Source organism: Spirosoma sp. KNUC1025, assembly GCF_045160025.1.
Taxonomy (GTDB): domain Bacteria; phylum Bacteroidota; class Bacteroidia; order Cytophagales; family Spirosomataceae; genus Spirosoma.
This window is the reverse complement of record NZ_CP087139.1, coordinates 1,540,737-1,562,336: the sequence shown is the minus strand read 5'-3', so window position 1 is coordinate 1,562,336 and position 21,600 is coordinate 1,540,737. Positions and strand designations below refer to the sequence as shown.

The following is a 21,600-nucleotide window of genomic DNA, read 5'->3' as shown; positions in this document are numbered from 1 at the left end:
TTGTCAGATTTAGTAGTTTAAATAGATTTCAGAAATGAAGTAATCCGTATTGTCTTTCCTGGCGGCCCGTTTGTTGCGGTAGCCTGGCACCGTCAGTTTAGTAATTTCCGTCTTTCGGGTGGGGTCTGGCGGGTCGGAGTTGTTGTATTCCATAGCCAGTTTGTCGTAGGCTTTTTCCTGGAGAGGAACCGGCAGTTTGCTCCGAAACGTAAAGGGGGCTACGGTCTCGAACTCAATGCCATTGGCCGTCTGGTCATACACTTTTTTTACGGCGTCTGTGCGCGCTACGTATTGCCAGAGCGGACTGACAGCGGCCACCCGAATGCTGAATACCGGACTCCGAAACTGCCCGGCACCGTCGAGCAGCTGGTAATCGGCGGGAACCGTGGCATTGGTAAAAATCTGGATAAGGCCAATATTGTCTGTCCAGAGGTTATCGGATGCATAATACCGCAGATTATCAACCGCATTGACCCGGATTCGATACATTCCTTCGGGCAAACCACCCAGCGAAATTGGCTGGCTCGACACGGGTTTTTCGTACGTCCAGCTCATCGCCATCTGGAGAACATCCAGTTGCAGGCTGGTAGCATTCAGCCCGAAAATTTCGACGAATACATGATCAGAAGCCGGCGAAACCGGCATACTGGCTATTGAGCCGGTAAATGAGCGGCCATGAGAAGCATCGGCGTAGCTTACTTTACCGTGATTTCGCCACTGCGACGTATTGTTCAGGGTTGACGTACCAGTTGCCAGATTGACCAGACATTCGTAGCAATTACCCGTTCCGCTCCGTACAAACTGCCCGACGGTATAGGCATTGGCTGCGTTGAAGTCCGGGTGACGCTTGTGCAGATAATTTTTACCGTCCACTACAGCCTCTTCCAGATTACTAAAATAGTACCGCATGCCCGACGTACTGTTGAGCGGCAGGTTGCTATACTGAAAAAAATCGGCATCGGCAGGTTGTACATAGAAACTAAATACGCCCGGTTGTGGCAAATCCCGGAATGGTTTCAGGCCATCCTGAGTCTGGGCAATGACGTACAGTCTGTTGTCGTACGACTTTGCCCGCAATCCTGCGCCCGCCATCGCAGCCTCACAGGACGGGGTCGGCGTAAACAGCATCGTTCCGGCTTTGCCATCCGCAAAGTAGTCGTGCAGTACCTCTACCGTAAATAACTCCCGGTAACGCATATCCTCATTGAATTAGCCTGTCATTCAGAACAATTTCGCGAATCAGATCACCACCGACCTGACGGTCCGTATCTTCAATACCGACTACCCGGACTTTGTAGAGGACAGATGGCAGGTATTTACCGCCAAGCGTACTCCAGAGGTGGTTGACCTGTTCGAAATTCAGCGTGTATAATTCAAGTGTAAGTTTTTCCAGCGACGGATCGAGCAGCGGGTAGCTGATGGATTCGAATACGCGGTTGCTCTGGAAACACTGAATAATAAAAGACAACGTTTGCAAACCCTGCGTGTAATTGCCCGATGTGATGGCGAACAGGACGTAGAGATTCAGCAGAATTTTCGGGTTTCGATACGCAATACCGTCGGGCGTACGGAAAAAGTTCTCGGGATTTTTGGCGATCCGATCTTCTTCCAGATTGACCAGACTCAGCATGGCCCGGCTGTTGTTGTCGTTGCCGCCCGCATTTCCGTTACCGCCATCGTCGAGTTTCGCAATGTTGCCAAGCATGACCCATTTCTGGGTGCTGGGTCCAAAGCGGGCATCGAAGTAATTGTTCACTTCCTTCTCCAGAAAACTCAACGCTTTATCGATCATGGGTACGGACGTTTGTTAAGCCGATACAAAACCCTTTCTCCTCTCGGATACATTAGTCGGGATTCCGTATTGGTATGGAAACCATGAATTCCATTTGTATACACATCAGTCAGCCAATTTTTGACTTATTGACGGTATAAATGGCATTAAGCTAAGATTCGGAAAAGATAGAAGGCTACAGAATAGCCTCAGCCAACTTTTGATTAAGCGGTAATTCATTGACCACCAACACCCTTTTGACCGAATCTGCAGCCTTCTGGATGAACACGAGACCGGCCGCTGACTGATCGATCAACGTACCGCTCGTTACTATACGCTTGAAGAATTTAGCGATGCCCCCTTAACACTTACCGCATTCGATGGCGGTCACTGTGTTGAGTCTAGTTGAAAACGAATAGTTGCTGTGTTGCCGAAAAAGCCGGGGAGAGACGAAGCGAAATGGACTAGTCAATTGACCGTATGATACAGGGCACCGACTTATCTTCGGCCAGGGGATAGCCAACAAAAAGCGCCATATTCTGGAAGCGGTTGTGATACCGGCTATTGCCTGTTACGGGTACGAAACCATCGTAGACAGCATCATGAGTGAGGTAAGCGAGCGTAGCGGACGATTCATTCCAGGCCACTTCACTGACCAACCCATCCTTTTTACGTATCCGGACAAGAATCTTTGTGCTGTCGCTGTCTTTTTTAAAGGAATAAATCATGCTTTCCGGTCGTTCTTTACTGGAAACAAGCGTGAACCGCTTCAGAGCCAGTATACTCTCAACCGTCGGTTTGTGCTTCAGAACAAGGCTTTTAAGCTCGTAATAGCTCAAAGACTGTTTCGGCGCTGATTGTGCGTAGACCGAGCCGGAAAAGGGCCGTACCGCAGGCAGGCACATTATTAGTAGAAAGCTCGTCAATAAAAATCTTGCCATACCCATGCCTGTTGAACAAACGTAGTTTCAACCAGCAAAGCGATTTCCAGGCAATACCTAATGGTTTGTAGCATCAAACCGATTCAATGACCATCTTCCTTATTTTTCCAGCCTCGATTGTGTAAACATGGTTAATAAGCCCATCGGCTATAACCTGACCGTCTAAGTCGCGGATGAGCTGATGAACCCCGACATCAATTTGCCCGTCGGGCCCTGGCTGAAAGGAAACCGGCGTTACCCGCGGATTAATCTGCTGCCATTGTCGGGTCCAATAGTCGCGCACTTCTTCATACCCATGTACGTAGCCTCCTTCCCATCCGTTCGGCCAGTCGACATCGGGATGCATGAGCGCCAGTACGGCATCGATATCTCTGGCGTTGAAAGCCTCATACGCCTGCTTCAGGAGTGTTTGGTAATCCATCAGTAAGCAAGGTTATTGGTGAGCACCTGCGTTTGGTACACAAAAATAAACCTTGCCTACGGGACGTAGCGTCGGAGAAAGTTGAGATAATGTGGCGTTTACTTGATAAATCCGCCATTCTTATTTCCGGTAAATCGTCATGGCACCGGCCTGAGCAGCGGCAAAAATCGTCAGATCGGCAATGGTTACGTGAGCAGGGGCCGTAACGGCATACACAATCGCATCCGCAATATCTTCGGCAGAAAGGGGCGTAAATCCCTGATAAATCTTGTCGGCCCGTTCGGTGTCCCCTTTGAAACGTACGACCGAAAATTCGGTTTTGACGGCTCCCGGCGCTACGTTCGTTACTTTAATTCCGTGCTGTGTCAGGTCAAGACGCATGCCCGTACTGAGGGCTTCCACAGCGGCTTTACTCGCACAGTAAACGGCTCCATTGGCGTAAATTTCCTTGCCCGCTATTGAACTCAGGTTGACGATGTGTCCTTTTTTGCGCTCGACCATGCCCGGAATGACTGCCTTCGATACGTACAGCAATCCCTGTACATTACCGTCGATCATCTGATCCCAGTCGGCGGGGTCGCCATCCTGAATCGCCGACATACCGTGGGCATTTCCGGCATTATTGACCAGAATATCAATATCCTGCCACTCTTCCGGCAAGGTGTTTATGGATTCATACACTTCAACCCAGTTCCGTACATCGAAATGAAGCGTCGTAACGGACGTTTGCGTGCTGAGTTGTTCCTGGAGTTCATCCAGGCGATCCTGCCGACGGCCACAGAGAATCAGACGGTATTCAAGATCAGCGAAAGCTTCGGCGGTAGCACGGCCGATACCCGACGTAGCGCCGGTTATGAGAGCAATACGGGACATAAATCGTTGACTAGTTTTTCACAAAGATAACCGTCCGGTTGTATTCTAAACGGTAGTTCGGCGCCAAAACCCCCGCCCGAAGGAACCAATACGAGATGTTTTTTTTCTGTCACAGTAAAGCGGCCTTACTCTACTGCTTTTCCAACTCATGAATCATTTGCATCAAGCGTTTAGCGTTCGGTTTACATATACTGTTTTTTTCACCGAACGGCTTTTCGAGACGACTAACCCACTAATCGCCGATTTTCTTGCGCAGCAGGCAACGGACCAAACCCGGAAAAAGCTGCTGTTTGTGATCGATTCGGGTGTTGTAGCCACTCATCCTGACTTACTGACAAGTATAACAACGTATTTTGAGCACCATACGGGTCTGGTTGATCTGGTAGCCGATTTGCTGGTTATTCCGGGGGGCGAGGTTGCCAAAAACGAACCGGCTTTTGTCGAAAAAATCGTTGATGCCGTTGACCGATATGGCATCGACCGGCATTCATACGTAGTGGCCATCGGGGGCGGTTCCATTCTCGATCTGGTTGGTTATGCAGCCGCCATTTCCCATCGGGGTATCCGTCATATTCGCATCCCGACCACGGTGCTGTCGCAGAACGATTCGGGTGTTGGCGTCAAAAACGGCGTTAATTATCGGGGAAAGAAAAATTTCCTCGGTACGTTCGTACCACCTGTAGCTGTTTTCAACGACAGTACGTTCCTGACAACGCTCGATGACCGCGATTGGCGGGCGGGCATTTCGGAAGCGATTAAAGTAGCGCTTATCAAAGACGCTCCATTTTTTGAAAGCATTGAGGCCAGCGCTCCGGCACTCGCTTCCCGCGACATGGCCGCCATGCAGAGCCTGGTTCACCGTTGTGCTGAAATGCATCTTCAACACATTGCGGGGGGCGATCCTTTTGAAATGGGTTCGTCGCGACCGCTGGATTTTGGTCACTGGAGCGCCCATAAACTTGAACAGTTAACCAATTTCGAGATTCGTCACGGTGAAGCCGTTGCCATTGGCATTGCGCTGGACACGCTTTATTCGCAGCAGCTCGGCTGGCTCACCGAAGCCGATGCCAACCGCGTACTGACTACGCTGCGGACACTTGGCTTTGCGCTGTATCACCCCATGCTCGATGCCAACAACAGCACTGGCGTGCTAAAAGGTCTCTCCGAATTCCGGGAACACCTCGGAGGTCAGCTGACGATTATGCTGCTCAAACAGATCGGTCAGGGCGTAGAAGTGCACGAAATGGATGCCGATCGTATCCGCCAGGCCATTGCTACGTTGAAAACCCAGGAACTGGTCAATCAATAATGAAAACTCCGCTCGGACACCTCGGCTATTGTACCAACATTCACGCGGGTGAATCCTGGGCCGATCACTTTGCTGCCTTACAACAGGCGATTCCCGAATTAAAAAAACGCTTATCCCCGGATGCTCCGTTTGGTATTGGCTTGCGCCTGTCTAACGAAGCGAGTGAGGAACTTGAACAGCCCGAAAACCTCATCGCGTTTCAGCACTGGTTATCTGAAAACAACTGTTACGTATTCACTATGAACGGCTTTCCGTTCGGTGGGTTTCACGATACGGTGGTGAAGGATCAGGTTCATGCGCCCGACTGGACCACCGAAGCGCGGGTTGAATACACAAAGCGACTATTTCGGATTCTGTCGGTATTGCTGCCGGTCGATGAACTGGGCAATGCCATTCAGGGTGGTGTTTCAACGTCACCCCTCTCCTACCGGTATTGGTTCGAGTGGGAACAACCCGCAGCCCGCGATTATATCTATTCGCTCGCTACGCAGAACGTTCTTGAGGTAGTGGCTGAGCTGATCCGACTACACCAGCAGACCGACCGGCTGATGCACCTTGATCTGGAACCTGAACCCGATGGCGTCATTGAAACGGCTGATGAGTTCATTACCTGGTTTACGGACTATCTGCTGCCAATGGGTATTGAGCAAATCAGCGATCAGTTTGGCCTGACCGATGAAGAAGCGGAAGCAACCATCTGCGAACATGTGCGCCTGTGTTACGACGTTTGCCACTTTGCGGTTGGCTACGAACGCCCGGCTGAAGTGCTGGATAAACTCAAAGCGTATGGGCTCCGCGTCGGAAAAATTCAGATCAGCGCGGCTTTGAAAGCGGAGTTCCCCACTGACCCGACCGAAAGAGAGCAGGTTAAGAAAGCGTTTGAGCAATTCAACGAACCGACGTATCTGCACCAGGTAGTGACTCGTACCCAATCCGCTGGATTGCTACGTTACCCGGATTTGCCGGATGCGCTGGCCGCTCTGGACGACAACCATGCGGAGTGGCGGGCCCATTTCCACGTACCGCTTTTTGTCGCCGATTATGGTGTGCTGCAATCCACCCAAAACGACATCCTAGAAGTGCTTAAATTGCAGGCAGATCGGCGCTTTACCAACCAGCTCGAAGTCGAAACGTACACCTGGGGCGTATTGCCCGATGATTTAAAGAAAGAATTAGTCGATTCGATTGAGCGCGAGATACAATGGGTCGTTGAGCAGATAGAGTAGGTACAACCTTATCATTCATTAAAAAGCCCCTAAAGTCCGTGGATGAACTTTAGGGGCTTTTTAATGAGATTATTTTAAACTTTTCCCTCATTAGTCGAAAACAATGCGTTTTTGTCATTCCGACGCAGGAGGAATCTCAAGCTTGACTAATAAGATTCCTCCTGCGTCGGAATGACAAAAAATACTCTCGTTTAAGTGTATATTCAAAAGTTCAGACAGCTTCAATATCTAAAAGAAGCTAAACCGTGCGCCAAGCTGCACCTGGAACGGATCGCCCGAAGGCGTAACGGCACCTGTGTTATTCACCCGGTAATTGTATTGCGGCACCGACGCGGTAAAGCCCGGTATGGCAGCGGTAGTGCTCGTTGCCGGTACGCTCAACGCATACAGCGCCTGCGTACCCAGCGACTTGTTGGTTCCCCAATCTCTTCTCAGCAGATTCGTAAAATTGAACACGTCAACCGAGAACTCAAGCGCGTAATTCTTACCGAACCGGAACCGTTTCAGGGCCCGGATGTCGAGTACACCGTAGAATCCATTGATTCCGCCATTACGTTCGGCAATCCGACCCGAATACGCGTTAATGTAATTTTTCAGACTCTGACTGGCGGCAGGGTTGTCGAGCAAAGCTTGCAGGCCCGTCCGAACGTTGGCGGCCACTTCGGGGTTGTTCCGATCAAAAACAAAAGCTAGGTCGTTGGTCGCTACGAAATCGGCGTTGGTATTAGCCCCCGACAGCAGCGAGTAACGCGTCCCACCAATACCCGTATACCGGAATCCAAGCGTAACGCCAAAGAACGACGGCAATGTACCGTAAACGACCACCTTGTTACGGAACTGGTTATCCGAGTAGGTCACGTTGCTCAGATTGCGTGGGTCATCTTTGACGGGTAGTACCAGCGTAGCGGTGTTGGCCACGTTACCGTTGTAGGTAACATTATCGCGGGTGTCGTTCCAAGTGTAGCTCGCTGTGATTTCGCCATCCCGGAAATATTGCCACGTAGCATCCACCACAGCCGCAAACTGATTCACCCGCCCTTCGCTGTTTAACTCCAGTACCCGTCCCAGACGATTGCTAAGGCGCCCCTGCTGCCAGTCGCCCACGCCTGTCGTCGGCATTGACGCCAGCGGTACGTATACGCCCCGATTCGCTTCATTGGCTAGCCGAAAGAATGGTTCTGCCACCATGTTCCGGTCGATATACATATAGTTGTTACGGCCCAGCGACATATATCCCGAAACGCCAACCTTTAACTTGTCTGTCAGGAAGCGGGAATACGAGATGTTGGCTTTATAGAGCACCGGAATTTTAGCATCTGGACCCGTCATGTTGATGGTTGGCACCTGAAACTGCGCCAGCGTCGGAATACTGGAAGCGTTTTGGCGGTAAGCGGCAAAATCCGGCGTTGGTACGTTGGCTCCCCGCACGTCGACCGTAGCAAAATGCTTGCCGTCGAAGGTCAGGTTGTTAATCAGCATATAGTTGTTAATGTCCGACGCAAACACTCCTGCTCCCAGCCGGATAAAGGTGCGGTGTTCGTTATTAACGTCCCAGTTGAACTGAATACGCGGCTGCGCAATAAAGGATTTAATCTGGTTGTCGGTGCGTAATTTCAGATCATCGAATACCACCTGATTAAACTGGGCTTTGGGGTAAATTGAGTAGTCGAAACGCAGCCCGGCGGTCATTTCCAGTTCTGGAATCAGGTGGGTACTGAGTTGCCCGTAAGCACCCAGATTGTAAATATTGCCGTAAACGGTCGGATCGGCCACGAGGGGCACCTCGCGGTAGAAACGATAGGGCTTAAGGTTGTTGAAATTATCGAGTGCCGACCCAGAAGCATCGTTGATATAATGGAAGCGACCATTCACCTCACTACCATACAGCGACTTAGCGTGTGTATACATCAGATCGGCACCGAATGTGTATTGAATCCGATCGGTATTGTAGTAAAAATTGTCGACCAGTTGCAGGACATTGTTCGTGAATCCTTCCTGTGCAAAGCGATGTCCCCCCATCTGGATATTGGTCGATAAGGTTCTTCCCTCTACCGTCGATGTTACGTTCTCCACGATGTTACGCGGAATATTGGCGGCTGGCAACTGATCGCCCGGACCGCTTTTCTGATACGTGTACAGGTACTGGAGTTTCAGTTCATTGGTAATCTTGGGCGAAATCGTCGTGCGGAGCGTAGCCAGCAAACTGTTGTCGATGTTGTAATCGTTACCGTACGACTCATAAATGTTGATGGCCGTATTGTCGGCTAGCCCTAATTTATTCCGGTCGTTGGTATAGTTGTCGCGAATAGTCAGCAGGTTATTGGCGTTGATCTGCCAGTCGATGCGGGCGAAGGCGGCATCCGTCCCCCGGTTTTTTGGGAACGTACCGAATTGCTGCGTGTTGGCTACCCCATACTTGCTGCGGGCAATATCGACATACCGGTTGAGCGTCGCATTGGTCACGTTAAAACGGCTTTCGTCGAGCGGGGTTTGTACGTCGGCAATAATCAGCGGACGTGAATCCTGCTGATGGTCCCATACCACGAAGTAGTGCAGTTTATCTTTGATAATCGGGCCACCCAACGAAAAACCAAACTGATTGGTCGAAAACGGTACGTTACGCACGTTGCCCCGAATATCGTATCGGCTCGACAGCCAGTTGGCGCGGGTGTAGTTGAACACGCTACCGGTCAGTTTGTTGGTTCCGGCCTTCGTTACGGCACTCACCAGGCCACCCCCAGCCCGGCCGTAAACGACGTCATACTGATTGGTGATTACCTTAAACTCCCGAACGGCTTCAATCGAGATCGAATACGGCGCACCGCTCCGGCTGGTCGTTGCTCCCGCCGACGTAGGGTTTTTGGCCGTCATACCGTCAATCGTATAGTTGGTTGATGACCCAAGCTGCCCCGACAGGCTACCGCTGCTGTTGGTCAGGGGCGACAGGTTAACGAGCTGCGTAAAGTTCCGGCCATTGACGGGCATCGAAATCAGCGTTTTGGCGCTGATCGCCGTAGCGGCCCCCAGGTTATCGGTCTTGTTTTTCAGACCCGACGCTACCACCTGCACCACTTCAAGCGATTGATCGGCCTCCTGCATGGTCAGGCTGATCCGAATGGCGTCGCCCTGATTGACCATGTAGCCAGTCCGCTTTTGTTCGCCATAGCCGATAAACGTAACCCGGATCGTATAGGGACCACCTAACGGAATTTCCTTAAACGAATATTCACCTTTGGCATTGGTTACCGTTCCGGTTGTGAAGCCGGTTGATTCATTACGTACCTGGACTGTAGCACCGGGCAGTGGTGATTTCTCTTTTTCAGAGATAACTCCCGAAATGGAAGCCTGTGTCGTCTGGGCAATTATTTCGTTGATGAAAAAACAAGTAAAAAGCAGGAGTAAAACACTAGAAAGTAGGCATTTTTTCATTTTTGCAACAGAGGAATTTTGTGTTGCAAAGAGAGCGCTTCCGTTTTAACTCAATTTTAACAGGCTATTACCTAATTGTTACCATTTCGCCGTTGTTTTACGTAATGACGGCACAGTAGACCAAAAATTCTTTAGGTTCAGCTGCCGGAAGCCGGATAACTTTCCCGGAAGAACCTATAAATTTACAGAAGATTCTCCCCTGAATGTAACCATGCAAAAGACCGTAGTACTCGACGTTGTTGGTTTATCTTACTCGCTGGTTGGCGAACATACACCTTTTCTAAAACAGTGGTTTGCGGGTAAGCATCAGGCTACCATCGATCCTATGCTGCCGGCCCTGACTACATCCGTGCAGTCGACCTACGTAACGGGTAAATGGCCGAGCGAAACGGGTATAGTCGGCAATGGCTGGTACGACCGCGTTGATTCGGAGGTGAAATTCTGGAAGCAGTCGAACAAACTGGTTGCAGGTGAGAAAATCTGGGAACGGGCGAAAAAGATAGACCCGAATTTCACGGTCTCGAAAATGTTCTGGTGGTACAACATGTACTCTTCGGCTGACTATTCGGCCACCCCACGCCCGCAGTACCCATCCGACGGCCTGAAAATTCCGGATTGCTACACCCACCCCGGCGACCTGCGTGATAAGTTGCAGAAAGAATTAGGTACGTTCCCGCTGTTTCAGTTCTGGGGACCAGCGACAACCATCAAAAGCAGCCGCTGGATTGCCGACGCGTCGATGCTTGTCGATCAGTGGCATAATCCCACGCTTACTCTCATTTACCTGCCGCATCTGGATTACTGCCTGCAAAAGTTCGGGCAGGATTTTACAAAAATTGCCAATGATCTGCGCGAAATCGACGACGTATGCCGCGACCTGATTCAGTTTTACGAAAAACAGGGGGCCGAAGTCATTGTATTGTCGGAATACGGGATCACGAACGTAAATAAACCTATACACATTAACCGAATTCTGCGTGAAGCCGGGATGATTCGGTATCGGGAAGAGCGTGGACTGGAGGTGTTTGATGCAGGCGCATCGCCCGCCTTTGCCACACCCGATCACCAGATCGCTCACGTGTACATCAATGACCCGACCGTATTCGATAAAGTACGTTCGCTGCTGGAGAAGACACCGGGCATTGAACTGGTGCTGGATAAAGAACAGCAGAAGAAATACCACATCGACCACGAACGTTCCGGTGATCTGGTTGTTATGGCCGACGCCGACAGCTGGTTTACGTACTATTACTGGCTCGATGATGCGCGTGCGCCAGACTACGCCCGTCTGGTCGCCATTCACCAGAAACCCGGCTACGATCCGGTGGAGATGTTTATGGATCAGACCAACCCGATGATTAAACTAAAGGCGGGGTATAAGCTGGGTCGCAAACTGCTCGGTTTCCGGTACTTGATGAACGTAATTTCGCTGGATGCTACGTTGGTCAAAGGGTCGCACGGGCGGGTAGGTACGGCCCGCGAACACCATCCGGTTTATGTCAGCAATCAACAGGTAGGTAACTCGCTATCAGCCATTGATGTCTACGATAAAATCTGGGAGACGCTGGCCGTTGAGAAACTGGAAAAACAGACGAAGTAGGTTATTGGTTATTTAGGCGAAAGCCTGTAACTTAACTCCATGAAAGCCTACTTCGCCCTCTTTCTGTTGTTTTCAGCCTGTGCATCCCATCGGCTGCCGAAGGTGAATGCGCCGGCTGATGGAGCCGAATATTACCAGACCAGCCAGCCTTCGGCCGTAGTACAACCTCGTCTGTACCCTGATCCGCAGGGCGGGCTGGGGCACTCACAGGACCCCGATATCCGCGTAACGGATATCCGGCTGACAGCTAGCTACACGGTTTTGTACCTGACCTTCGCAAAAGATCAAAACGACCGATACAGCAATTATTACGGCACCAGCAGCATTTCGTTTAATCCGAAAGCCGTTCTGGCGTCATCAGATGGGAAGCGCACCTACTCCCTTGTGAAAACGGAAGGTATTCCGATGACGCCCGATTCGCGTGAGATCAAGAACGACGAAAAAGTATCGTTTATCCTGTATTTTGAACGGCTGGATAAGGGAGTAGAGAGCTTCGATCTGTTTGAATGCAAGAGCGACAACCAAAATTCATGCTTTAATGTGGCAGGCATGAACATTCGGAATCCCCTTGTTGCCACAGACGATCAAAAATAACTCTCTGGTTTCAGCTAGTTCATTACGGTATATCGACGGATTAAATTTGGCATCAGACGGTACGTATTTTTTCAACGCACATACACCTAATCGGGTAGTCAGTCGTTAAAAAGATAGTGTTCAAGTAGCGTTTGTGTCTGATTATGCCTCTTTTTGCCTTCATCAATCGTCGATTCCGTTCGTTTGTTTGCTTATTTATCTTAGTTATTACCCTGTTTGTTAGCGCGTTAAGTATCGCTCAGCTGAATCTGACTTATCGGTTGCTCAACGGCTATCTGCTCAGCGACGACGCGCCTGTTAATAAAGGAAAACCCACGCTGTTTGTGTTTGAACAGGCTGATACGTTCAGCCAGGTTTTCAAGCCGGCTACAACCGGAACCCGAAAACCGGATGTAGCCAATTTTTCCAAAGATATGGTCATTGGCGTTACGCTTCCTGCCACCAACAAACCGCCCCGCCTTTCGATCAGCAAAGTATTTGTTCAGGATTCAACCCTCACCATACGGTATATCCGCCTGACCGACACGACGTTCACCCATAATCCGCAGTCGTTTACCACGCAGCCCATGCTGCTCGTAGCCGTACCGAAACAAACCGTGTTACGAACCCGGCTTGTCGAAAACGGCAAAGTGATCCAGACGCTCAAAAAAAGGAAAGCGAGTAATGTGCGCTTATTTTCTGACATAAAAAACCCCTGACGTTAAGGCGTCAGGGGCATAAAAAGAGGCCAGGTAAATTAGTTGGCTTTCACCAGTTCACCGCTGGCGCGGATAGCAATTTCATCGCTAACCACAGCTGTTGGAACTGTTCCTACCGTAAAGTCAGCGCGTTTTACTTCACCACTTACTTTAAAACCAGCCAGCGTTTTCTTGTTCATTGGGTTGGTAACCGGGCCATTGATGACGGCATCCAGCGTTACCGGCTTCGTTACGCCGTGCATGGTCAGGTCGCCCATCAGTTTGTATTTGTTAGCCGATACTTTACTGATCGACTTACTTTTAAAGCTCAGCGTTGGATATTTCGATGCATCGAAAAAATCGGGGCTTTTCAGGTGGCCATCGCGTTTTTCCTGATTGGTATTCACGCTGCTTACGTCGGCGGTTAATTCGATCTGAGCATCGGTAAAATCAGGTTTGTTCGAAGTCATTTTCACGTCGAAATCCTGGAATTTTCCATCTACTTCCGATAGCATCATGTGCGTAACGGTGAAGCCCAGGTTGGAGTGCGCTTTGTCCAGTGTCCAGTTTTGCGCAAAGGCGCCAGCTGACGAAAACAGCAGGGCAGCGGCCAGAATTACTTTTTTCATGTGTTGTAAACGATTAATAAAACTAAAAAATAAAATACACGTAATACATCAAGACCGCAGGCGGTCAAGCAGTTGGCTGAGCAAAATAGCTTCTTCTTCAGTTAGCTTTTGCTTCTGTAAATCAGACCATTCAGTCTGGCTTGCATCCAGTTTATTGAGTAGCTCCAGACCTTTATCCGTAATAATTACATCAACGGCCCGCCGGTCGCTTGGGCACTCGGTACGTTGTACGAGTTTCTTGGCTACCAGCTTATCTACCAATCGCGATGCATTCGACATTTTGTCAAGCATGCGCTCGGTAATGTCCGCTACTTTAATTGGACTCGGATACTGCCCTCGCAGAATTCGCAATACATTGTATTGCTGCAAGGTGAGCTTAAACGGTTTTAGCACGCGCATCTGACTATCTGAGATCCAGTTGCTGGTATATATCAGATTGACCATGACCCGATGGTAAGGCGTTCTAAATGGAGTCGTTTGTTTAATGTCAGTTTCGATAGACATGCTACAAAGATAATGCAAATGTATTTAATGTACAAACATTATATGTAGTTATTTTTAATACATTTATTCCTTTTTCTTTCTGATGATTAATTAACTTACTGATATTACTGATAAGGAATAATCTGGGGCGCAGAAACGTCAAAATCACGGAACCGTAAGGTGGGAATCCCTTCGAAGGCCTGTCGGAAGGGTATAGAGTTGTTTGGAATATTAGGGTAATACGCCAAACGAATCTGAAAACTATTAAAGGTCAGGTTTTCGTTGCGGAGTCGGAAACCGATTCCGTACCCCTGATAGAGTGGGCCGCGCAATAAGGCCCGGTCGGGAAAGCTCACCAGGCCCAGATTAGCGAACGTAATGAAAGCGACCCGGAAACCAATCAGGTTCAGCCGCGAAAACAGGATGTTCTCATAATTGATAAACCAGCGTTTGGTGCCCCGCAGGGCGTCGGTGTTAATACCAATGCCATCGGTATTGATACCTGCACCACTCCCACCCAGCGAGACGTATTCGTTGCTGAAACGATTGATACCGGTTGTAAACCGCGTATTGAAGAAGTGCCGCATATTCCCCCATCTGCTTTTCATCAATGGGCTGAAGTAATTGGATTCAAACGAAAAAACGCCCTGCTCAATCTTTCCCTGACGGCTATATCCGCCCAGGCTGACCAGCCCGTAGAGATAGCCCATCCGACGAACGTATTTACCCTGAGAGAAATTGATGCCCGTATACAAGCGTTGTCCGAGCTCCGCATTGTCGTACCCCATAATACCAACGACCGATTGCCCGACCGGTACGTCCTCGGTACGTCCGAAACCGTAGATCAGTACGTCGCGAACGTATTTACGCCGGGAATATCCGATACTAAACAGCGTTGTCCGGCTATCCTGATAAATTTGATTGGTATCGGCCGTTACGTCGGGACGCTTGAGATACTCATAATTCGTATTCCGTAAGGCAATCGTGAGTCGGGAACGGCCCTGCTCATCAGAGTTGCTCTGCCGAAAAAATAACCGGAAGGACCGACCAATCCAGACATCGGAATAATTGTAGGTGAGCGGGACAAAGATGACGCTGTCATTTCGATCGACGACCCGGTTATTAATCTGGGTGTGGTTTACCTCAATAGAACCGGCGTATTTCATGTCCGGCGTCAGAAAAGGTCGGTACAGCTTAAAAGACACCTGTTTCAGATCCCGCAGGTACAATAGGTTAGCCTCGGCCGTCATGAACGTCTTCCCGATAAACGGAACACGGTATCGTGCCTGGTATTCAACTTTCTGGCGCGGATCTCTACTATTGAAGGCTACCTGCGCAAAAAGCTGGTGGCCTAACCCCCGAAAATTAAGCTGATCGAATCCAACACTAAAGTTAGTAAAGCCGCCAAAGCCGCCGTTCGGAAGCAGCGACCACACATCCTGCGTAATAACATACACATCCACAAACTGCCTGCTGCCGGGATGGGGTACGACCAGAATCCGGGCATCATGAAAAATCGACGTACTCCGTAACAGACGCTCGTTATCGCGCAAAACCGTGGGATTCACGACGTCGCCCTGCTGAAAAAGCAGATAGGACCGTAGAATCACGTGTTCGCGTGTATTCGTATGCAGCCTGTTGGCAGATCGTTCGATCCAGTTGGCCGGATTGCGTAACGTATCATACACCGTCTGACCAAATACCGAGAGTCGACGGATATAGATATTGCCAATGATACGTCCCTCAAAGGCATTGAACGGATTTACCTCAAGCTGACTAACCTCACCGGTCTTTATACGGCTGTTGTATACATCCTGAAAAATGACATCATACAACTGACGTGTCAGCCGATGTTTGTACATGTTCGCTTTCAATTTGGAATAAAAAACGCTGTCGCGCTGCGTCAGCACACTATCGGCTACGGCTTTCGACAAAGGGGTTGCCAGCGAATCCGTGGCCCCGCGCTCGACGGCGCCAGGCGGCCGGATTCGAATAAGGTATGGGTCCAGTATATGGAGAGTATCCGGCGATTTATTGATTTCTTTGGGCTTGATAGGCTCCTGCTGCGCAACGACAGTACCGCTCCATCCGATACAAAGTAGCAGGCACACCAGCCAATGGCGTAATTCTACTAAAAATGCGTTCGGACGAAGTCGATTCATGGGTTACTAACAACGTTCATTAGAAGCTATTCAATACAAAAGGTTTAATGAATAACTTTCAGCATCAACGAGTTAAGCTATTAATTGTTTCTGAAGCCAGAAATCGCGCTGCCGTTCTGAGCCAAACTGGAAATAGTGATACCCGAATCGGGTAAATCCCATTTTTTCGTAAAAGGCAAGAGCACGCTGATTACGATCCCAGACACCCAGCCACACAGCGCCGTATCCCTGCTTACGCGCCCAGTCGAGGCAGTACTCCATTAGCTGACGGCCCTGTCCCTGACCGATATACGCCTGCAAAATATAGATTCGCTGAATCTCGATGGCGTTACTGGCCCGACGGTACGGTTCAGGCATTCGGCGAGGGGGTGTCGCCCGGCGCAGCTTGGCATATCCTATGGGTGTACCATTTGGCAATGACGCCAGAAAGAACGTCGATCGGGAATCGGCTAGTTCGGTTTCCAGCAAAGGAAGCGTAATGGCCGACTGAACGTACTCCTCCACCAGTTCGGCGGGGTTATAAGGTGGCCCGAAAGCCTCACGCATGGTAGTGGCAGCCAGTTCCGTCAGCTGTTCTGCGTCGGAAACTGTGGCAAGTCGAATGATCAAAGGACTAAAAATTAGTGAATGAGTGATGACCCGAAGATGACGAATTACGAATATACCACGAAATTTGCGCCCATTAGTTTTCTATTCATCATTCTCCTCTTCGTTTCGTGCTTTCATTACGTTACCCTCTTGTGCTGGCATCCGGCTCGCCCCGCCGAAAACAACTAATGACCGACGCTGGCTTTTCATTCGCCATCGAAACCCGGCCAACCGATGAGTTCTTTCCCGACGATATGCCGGTCAATGATGTGGCTGAATACCTGGCTCGCCATAAAGCAGAGCAATTTCGGGCCGATTTGGGAAATCGAATTGTTCTCTGCGCTGATACAGTCGTTATCCTGGACAATCAGATTTTGAACAAACCGCTGGACGAAGCCGATGCGCGACGGATGCTACAGATGTTGTCTGGACGTACACACCGCGTTCGAACGGGGGTATGCATACTGGCACCGGAGACTATGATTTCCTTTACGGATGAAACAACTGTTCAGTTTGCCAGCCTGACCGACGACGAGATTACGTACTACATCCGCGAATGCAAACCTTTTGACAAAGCCGGCTCCTATGGGGCTCAGGATTTCATTGGGCTAGTTGGCATCGAACGGCTCGATGGCTCGTTTTACACCGTAATGGGTCTGCCAACGCATTTAGTTTATCAGGCGTTGAAGCCCTTTTCAATGCCTGACAGAGCGAACGAGTGAATGAGCGAAAGAATATTTCAGACAGTCGCGTTGCACTCTTTCATTCATTCGCTCATTAAGTTATGAAATCATCCCCTATCGGCCATACTGGTGTTCACTATGAGATCTTTGTTCGTTCGTTTGCCGATTCCAATGGGGATGGCATTGGCGATCTGAACGGGGTCACAAACAACCTCGATTACCTGAAAAATCTGGGCGTGTCGGCTATCTGGCTCATGCCCATTAGTCCATCGCCCAGTTACCACAAATATGACGTAACAGATTATTATGGCATTGACCCGGAATACGGTACGCTGGACGATTTTCGGCGGCTTGTTCACGAAGCGCACCAGCGGGGCATCGCGGTGATCATCGACCTGGTTTTGCATCATACCAGCATCCAGCATCCGTGGTTCCGTGAGGCCGCTAAAGGCCCGGACAATCCGTACTGGAACTACTATAAATGGCTTCATCCCGACGAAATTCGTGCCCGGAAGCTGGCTACCCGCGACATTACGGCCGATTCGGGCGAGCGAAATCCCTGGCATTCACCCCGTGGCGCTACGTATCCGGAGAAGTATTACGGTATGTTCTGGAGTGGTATGCCCGACCTCAATTTTGACCACCCGCCTGTGCGGGAAGACGTGTTCAATATTGCCCGGTACTGGCTCAATGACATTGGAGTCGATGGCTTTCGGCTGGATGCCGCCCGCCATCTTTACCGCGAATCTGAGGAACCGAAAAACCACGAATTCTGGCAGCAGTTCGGGCAAGTGGTCGAAGCCGCGAAGCCGGGAGCATATACGGTTGGGGAGGTCTGGACGCGCCCGGAGCGTATTGCTCCCTACTTCCGGGGCCTGAAGGCAAATTTCAACTTCGACCTGCGGCTCATGATCGAGGAAATTGTTCGACAGGAAGACGACACGGAGGATCTGATTGAGTTTCTGGCCTATGTGCACGCTACGTTCAGTGTTGTTAATCAAGAGTTTATTGATGCGCTGATCCTATCCAACCACGATCAGAACCGCATCGGCAGTTTACTGAAAGGCAATACTGACCAGTTGAAAGTAGCCGCGAATCTGCTGCTTACGTTACCGGGATTGCCGTATGTGTATTACGGCGAAGAAATTGGTATGCTTGGGATGAAACCCGACGAAAATCTGCGCGAACCGTTCCTGTGGGATATCCGCTCCCGCGACACACAACGTACCCGCTGGCGACGCGGTAAATACACCACCAGTCAGACTGTCCGCCCATTGGCGGAGCAACAAGCCGACCCGAATTCACTGTTTACGCATTACAAGACCTTGATTCAATACCGGAACAGCCATCCCGTTCTGAACGACAACCTGAGTCGTCTGAAACAAACGGGTATTCGGCAACAGGGGACATTATCCTTTGTACGATATTCACCAACCGGGCAGCGGGTACTGGTGATTCATAACCTGACGGGTAAGCCTATCGACGTTGTGTTATCGCCCGACGAATACTGGTGTCATCAGCTTTTGTTCGAGACAGTACCGGGGAGTTCCTTCAAAGCCGACCACGTACTGGTACCGGCTTATTCGTGCGTAGTGGTTGAATGATGTGGCCTGTTCGATGTTAAACCAGCAACTGTTGATGAAAAATTACGTTCTTTTTTTGCTACTCTTACTAACCACCCTGACGTTTGGCCAAACCCCATCCGCCAAACGCATTAGCCAGCACATTCGTTATCTCGCTTCAGATAAGATGCAGGGCCGGGGAACCGGGAGCCCCGAAAATGCCAAAGCCGCTCATTACGTTGAAAAACAGTTCAAAAAGTACGGTCTGACACCGCTGGGAACAGATAGATTTTATCAGCCGTTTACGGCGAAAGTCCGACGTATTGTTGTACCAGACAGCCTGCGTAAAGCGGCTAATGTCATTGGCTTTCTGAACAACGATGCCGCTTATACGATTGTAATCGGCGCTCATTACGATCATCTGGGTCTGGGCCGCCAGGGCAGTTCGCTGGATTCACTGCCACAGGGAAAAATTCACAACGGAGCCGACGATAATGCATCGGGCGTGGCCGGATTGCTGGAAATGGCTCGGTATTTTAGCCAAAACAACGTAAAGGAACCGTATAATTTCCTGTTCATGGCCTTTGGTGCTGAGGAGTTGGGCTTGCAGGGTTCCCGTTATTTTCTGAACAATCCGACACTTCCTCTCGAAAGAATGAACTTCATGGTTTGCATGGACATGATTGGTCGTTACAATCCTGAACGGGGTGTGGGCATTGGTGGCTACGGTACCAGTGATGCCTGGCCAACAGTTTTTAAGGAGGTTACAAGCTCGATTAAGTTTTTTACGGATCGGGCCGGCAACGGCGGCTCCGACAATGCGGCTTTTTATGCCAAACAGATTCCCGTTCTGTTCTTCCACACGGGGGGCCATCCCGACTATCACAAACCCGGCGATGATCCCGATAAAATCGATGCTCAATCAGAAGAAGCCATCCTCCAACTGGAGATCAGATTACTCGAAAACGCCATGCGGTTAGCTAAAATGACGTTTACGTCGGTCAAGTAACGCTGTCACTACGTTCATCACAGTTATGAAAAAATTCACTTGCTATCTCCTCGCTCTTGTCGCTGTAAGTACGTTTGTTAACGCACAGACTCAAACACCCAAACGGCCTAATATCGTTTTTATCCTTGCCGATGATCTGGGGTATGGCGATGTGGGGATAAACGGGCAAAAGCTGATCAGGACGCCTAATATCGACCGGCTGGCGAAGGAAGGTATGCATTTTACACAGTTTTACGCCGGTACGTCGGTTTGTGCCCCCTCGCGGTCGTCGCTGATGACCGGGCAACACACGGGCCATACGTACGTACGAGGCAACAAAAGCGTAGAACCCGAAGGCCAGGAACCCATTGCCGATTCGGTCACAACGGTTGCCGAGCTGTTGCAGCGGGCGGGCTACGTAACGGGCGCCTTTGGCAAATGGGGTTTGGGTCCGGTGGGTTCGGAAGGGGATCCAAACAGGCAGGGCTTCGACCGCTTTTACGGCTACAATTGCCAGTCATTGGCGCATCGCTACTATCCCGATCACCTCTGGAACAACAATCAGAAGGTTCTATTATCAGGCAATGAAAATCTGCGTCAGGCTAAGGAGTACGCGCCCGATATCATTCAGAAACAAGCGCTTAGCTTTCTGGATGCCCGCGATGGAAAACAGCCCTTTTTCCTGTTTCTGCCTTACATTCTGCCTCACGCGGAATTGCTGGTACCTGACGATAGTTTGTTTGCGCATTACAAAGGAAAGTTTGAGGAAAAACCGTTCAAAGGTGCCGATTACGGCCCTGATGCCAAAACCGGCGGTTACACTTCACAAGCCTACCCGCATGCTACGTTCGCGGCTATGGTCGGGCGGCTCGACTGGTACGTTGGGCAGGTCATGGCGAAACTAAAAGAAAAAGGCCTCGATCAGAACACCCTGGTCATTTTTACGAGCGATAATGGCCCACATATTGAAGGGGGAGCCGATCCCACCTTTTTTAACAGCAGTGGTGGACTTCGGGGCGTCAAGCGCGATTTATATGAAGGGGGCATTCGAGAACCGTTTTTTGCCCGCTGGCCGGGTGTCCTCAAACCGGGCTCAAAAAGCGACTACGTCGGCGCTTTCTGGGATCTGCTGCCCACCTTTACCGAATTAGCGGGTGCCCAAACCCCGGCTTATATTGATGGCATTTCGTTTGTGTCTTCGCTTACGGGAAAAGGCACGCAGAAAAAGCACGATTATCTGTATTGGGAATTTCACGAAAACGGCGGACGACAGGCAGTGCGGCAGGGCAACTGGAAAGCCGTTCGTTTGCAGGCGGCAACCAACCCCAACGGATCTGTTGAACTGTATGATCTGTCGAAGGATCTGGCCGAAGCGCATAATATTGCCGCCCAGTATCCAGATAAAGCCAAAGAGCTCAGCCAGTTGATGACTCAATCTCACGTAGCCTCCCCTTTATTTCCATTTGGCAAGGAGTCAGCGGCTAATCGGTAGTGGTCCCCGCCTAGGCGCACTTCTTCGTTACCATAAGTCTATTCTCTCCTTAAATTTTACAAAAAACATCCTGTAGGTTTTTAGCAAAACGTATCTTTATGTATTTTTGACACAATGGCCCATTTTCAAATAGGCTCTTACCAGCTATTGCCCTTACCCACTGACTTACAGT

Annotated in this window: 19 protein-coding genes; 9 read left to right on the top strand and 10 right to left on the bottom strand. The window is 50.1% G+C overall.

Translation table 11 applies throughout. From position 1 onward, the window contains the following. Window positions 1-9 precede the first annotated feature (9 nt). The 5 genes from LN737_RS06895 to LN737_RS06875 all read right to left on the bottom strand — a co-directional run bounded on the left by LN737_RS06895 (window position 10) and on the right by LN737_RS06875 (window position 4,006). Window positions 10-1,197, bottom strand: a complete 1,188-nt coding sequence (locus LN737_RS06895; protein WP_405517385.1) for a hypothetical protein — start codon at window positions 1,195-1,197, stop codon at window positions 10-12. A gap of 4 nt (window positions 1,198-1,201) precedes the next feature. Continuing rightward, window positions 1,202-1,792, bottom strand: coding sequence for a DUF4255 domain-containing protein (locus tag LN737_RS06890; RefSeq protein ID WP_405517383.1), 591 nt, complete (start codon window positions 1,790-1,792; stop codon window positions 1,202-1,204). A 443-nt stretch (window positions 1,793-2,235) separates the two neighbouring features. Beyond that, on the bottom strand, window positions 2,236-2,610 hold the full coding sequence (locus LN737_RS06885; RefSeq protein ID WP_405517381.1) for a hypothetical protein: 375 nt from the start codon (window positions 2,608-2,610) through the stop codon (window positions 2,236-2,238). 175 nt (window positions 2,611-2,785) lie between these two features. Continuing rightward, window positions 2,786-3,133: a nuclear transport factor 2 family protein gene (locus tag LN737_RS06880; RefSeq protein ID WP_405517379.1), complete on the bottom strand. Its 348-nt coding sequence runs from the start codon at window positions 3,131-3,133 to the stop codon at window positions 2,786-2,788. 120 nt (window positions 3,134-3,253) lie between these two features. Beyond that, a complete protein-coding gene (locus LN737_RS06875; RefSeq protein WP_405517377.1) occupies window positions 3,254-4,006 on the bottom strand; it encodes an SDR family NAD(P)-dependent oxidoreductase in 753 nt (250 codons plus the stop codon). A 148-nt stretch (window positions 4,007-4,154) separates the two neighbouring features. Between LN737_RS06875 and LN737_RS06870 the strand changes: the two genes are divergently transcribed. Further along, complete coding sequence (locus LN737_RS06870) at window positions 4,155-5,315, top strand: 3-dehydroquinate synthase (RefSeq protein WP_405517375.1); 1,161 nt, start codon at window positions 4,155-4,157, stop codon at window positions 5,313-5,315. Continuing rightward, the gene (gene eboE / locus LN737_RS06865; protein ID WP_405517373.1) at window positions 5,315-6,541 is read left to right on the top strand and encodes a metabolite traffic protein EboE; all 1,227 of its coding nucleotides are present in this window, start codon (window positions 5,315-5,317) and stop codon (window positions 6,539-6,541) included. Before LN737_RS06870 ends, eboE begins: the two co-directional genes overlap by 1 nt. 228 nt (window positions 6,542-6,769) lie before the next feature. On the opposite strand, the gene LN737_RS06860 is transcribed toward eboE, so the two are convergent. After that, a complete protein-coding gene (locus tag LN737_RS06860) occupies window positions 6,770-9,970 on the bottom strand; it encodes a TonB-dependent receptor (protein ID WP_405517371.1) in 3,201 nt (1,066 codons plus the stop codon). Window positions 9,971-10,181: 211 nt separating this feature from the next. Between LN737_RS06860 and LN737_RS06855 the strand changes: the two genes are divergently transcribed. The 3 genes from LN737_RS06855 to LN737_RS06845 all read left to right on the top strand — a co-directional run bounded on the left by LN737_RS06855 (window position 10,182) and on the right by LN737_RS06845 (window position 12,862). Next, window positions 10,182-11,570, top strand: a complete 1,389-nt coding sequence (locus LN737_RS06855; RefSeq protein WP_405517369.1) for an alkaline phosphatase family protein — start codon at window positions 10,182-10,184, stop codon at window positions 11,568-11,570. Between the two features lie 39 nt (window positions 11,571-11,609). Beyond that, complete coding sequence (locus LN737_RS06850) at window positions 11,610-12,164, top strand: hypothetical protein (RefSeq protein ID WP_405517367.1); 555 nt, start codon at window positions 11,610-11,612, stop codon at window positions 12,162-12,164. A gap of 143 nt (window positions 12,165-12,307) precedes the next feature. Next, window positions 12,308-12,862 carry a hypothetical protein gene (locus LN737_RS06845; protein ID WP_405517365.1) on the top strand — a complete coding sequence of 185 codons (555 nt, stop codon included), beginning with the start codon at window positions 12,308-12,310 and terminating at the stop codon, window positions 12,860-12,862. A 38-nt stretch (window positions 12,863-12,900) separates the two neighbouring features. On the opposite strand, the gene LN737_RS06840 is transcribed toward LN737_RS06845, so the two are convergent. The 4 genes from LN737_RS06840 to LN737_RS06825 form a co-directional block, all read right to left on the bottom strand. Continuing rightward, a complete protein-coding gene (locus LN737_RS06840) occupies window positions 12,901-13,470 on the bottom strand; it encodes a YceI family protein (RefSeq protein WP_405517363.1) in 570 nt (189 codons plus the stop codon). Between the two features lie 48 nt (window positions 13,471-13,518). Further along, the gene (locus LN737_RS06835) at window positions 13,519-13,974 is read right to left on the bottom strand and encodes a MarR family winged helix-turn-helix transcriptional regulator (protein ID WP_405517362.1); all 456 of its coding nucleotides are present in this window, start codon (window positions 13,972-13,974) and stop codon (window positions 13,519-13,521) included. A gap of 104 nt (window positions 13,975-14,078) precedes the next feature. Further along, window positions 14,079-16,115: a hypothetical protein gene (locus tag LN737_RS06830; protein ID WP_405517361.1), complete on the bottom strand. Its 2,037-nt coding sequence runs from the start codon at window positions 16,113-16,115 to the stop codon at window positions 14,079-14,081. A 72-nt stretch (window positions 16,116-16,187) separates the two neighbouring features. Beyond that, window positions 16,188-16,724, bottom strand: coding sequence for a GNAT family N-acetyltransferase (locus tag LN737_RS06825; RefSeq protein WP_405517359.1), 537 nt, complete (start codon window positions 16,722-16,724; stop codon window positions 16,188-16,190). 107 nt (window positions 16,725-16,831) lie between these two features. Between LN737_RS06825 and LN737_RS06820 the strand changes: the two genes are divergently transcribed. The 4 genes from LN737_RS06820 to LN737_RS06805 all read left to right on the top strand — a co-directional run bounded on the left by LN737_RS06820 (window position 16,832) and on the right by LN737_RS06805 (window position 21,428). Next, window positions 16,832-17,425 (top strand): Maf family protein, encoded by a 594-nt coding sequence (locus LN737_RS06820; protein WP_405517357.1) that lies wholly within the window; start codon window positions 16,832-16,834, stop codon window positions 17,423-17,425. Window positions 17,426-17,487: 62 nt separating this feature from the next. Beyond that, the gene (locus LN737_RS06815) at window positions 17,488-18,990 is read left to right on the top strand and encodes an alpha-amylase family glycosyl hydrolase (RefSeq protein ID WP_405517355.1); all 1,503 of its coding nucleotides are present in this window, start codon (window positions 17,488-17,490) and stop codon (window positions 18,988-18,990) included. Window positions 18,991-19,024: 34 nt separating this feature from the next. Continuing rightward, window positions 19,025-19,957, top strand: a complete 933-nt coding sequence (locus LN737_RS06810; protein WP_405517353.1) for a M20/M25/M40 family metallo-hydrolase — start codon at window positions 19,025-19,027, stop codon at window positions 19,955-19,957. A 25-nt stretch (window positions 19,958-19,982) separates the two neighbouring features. After that, the gene (locus tag LN737_RS06805) at window positions 19,983-21,428 is read left to right on the top strand and encodes an arylsulfatase (RefSeq protein WP_405517352.1); all 1,446 of its coding nucleotides are present in this window, start codon (window positions 19,983-19,985) and stop codon (window positions 21,426-21,428) included. The last annotated feature ends 172 nt before the right edge of the window (window positions 21,429-21,600 follow it).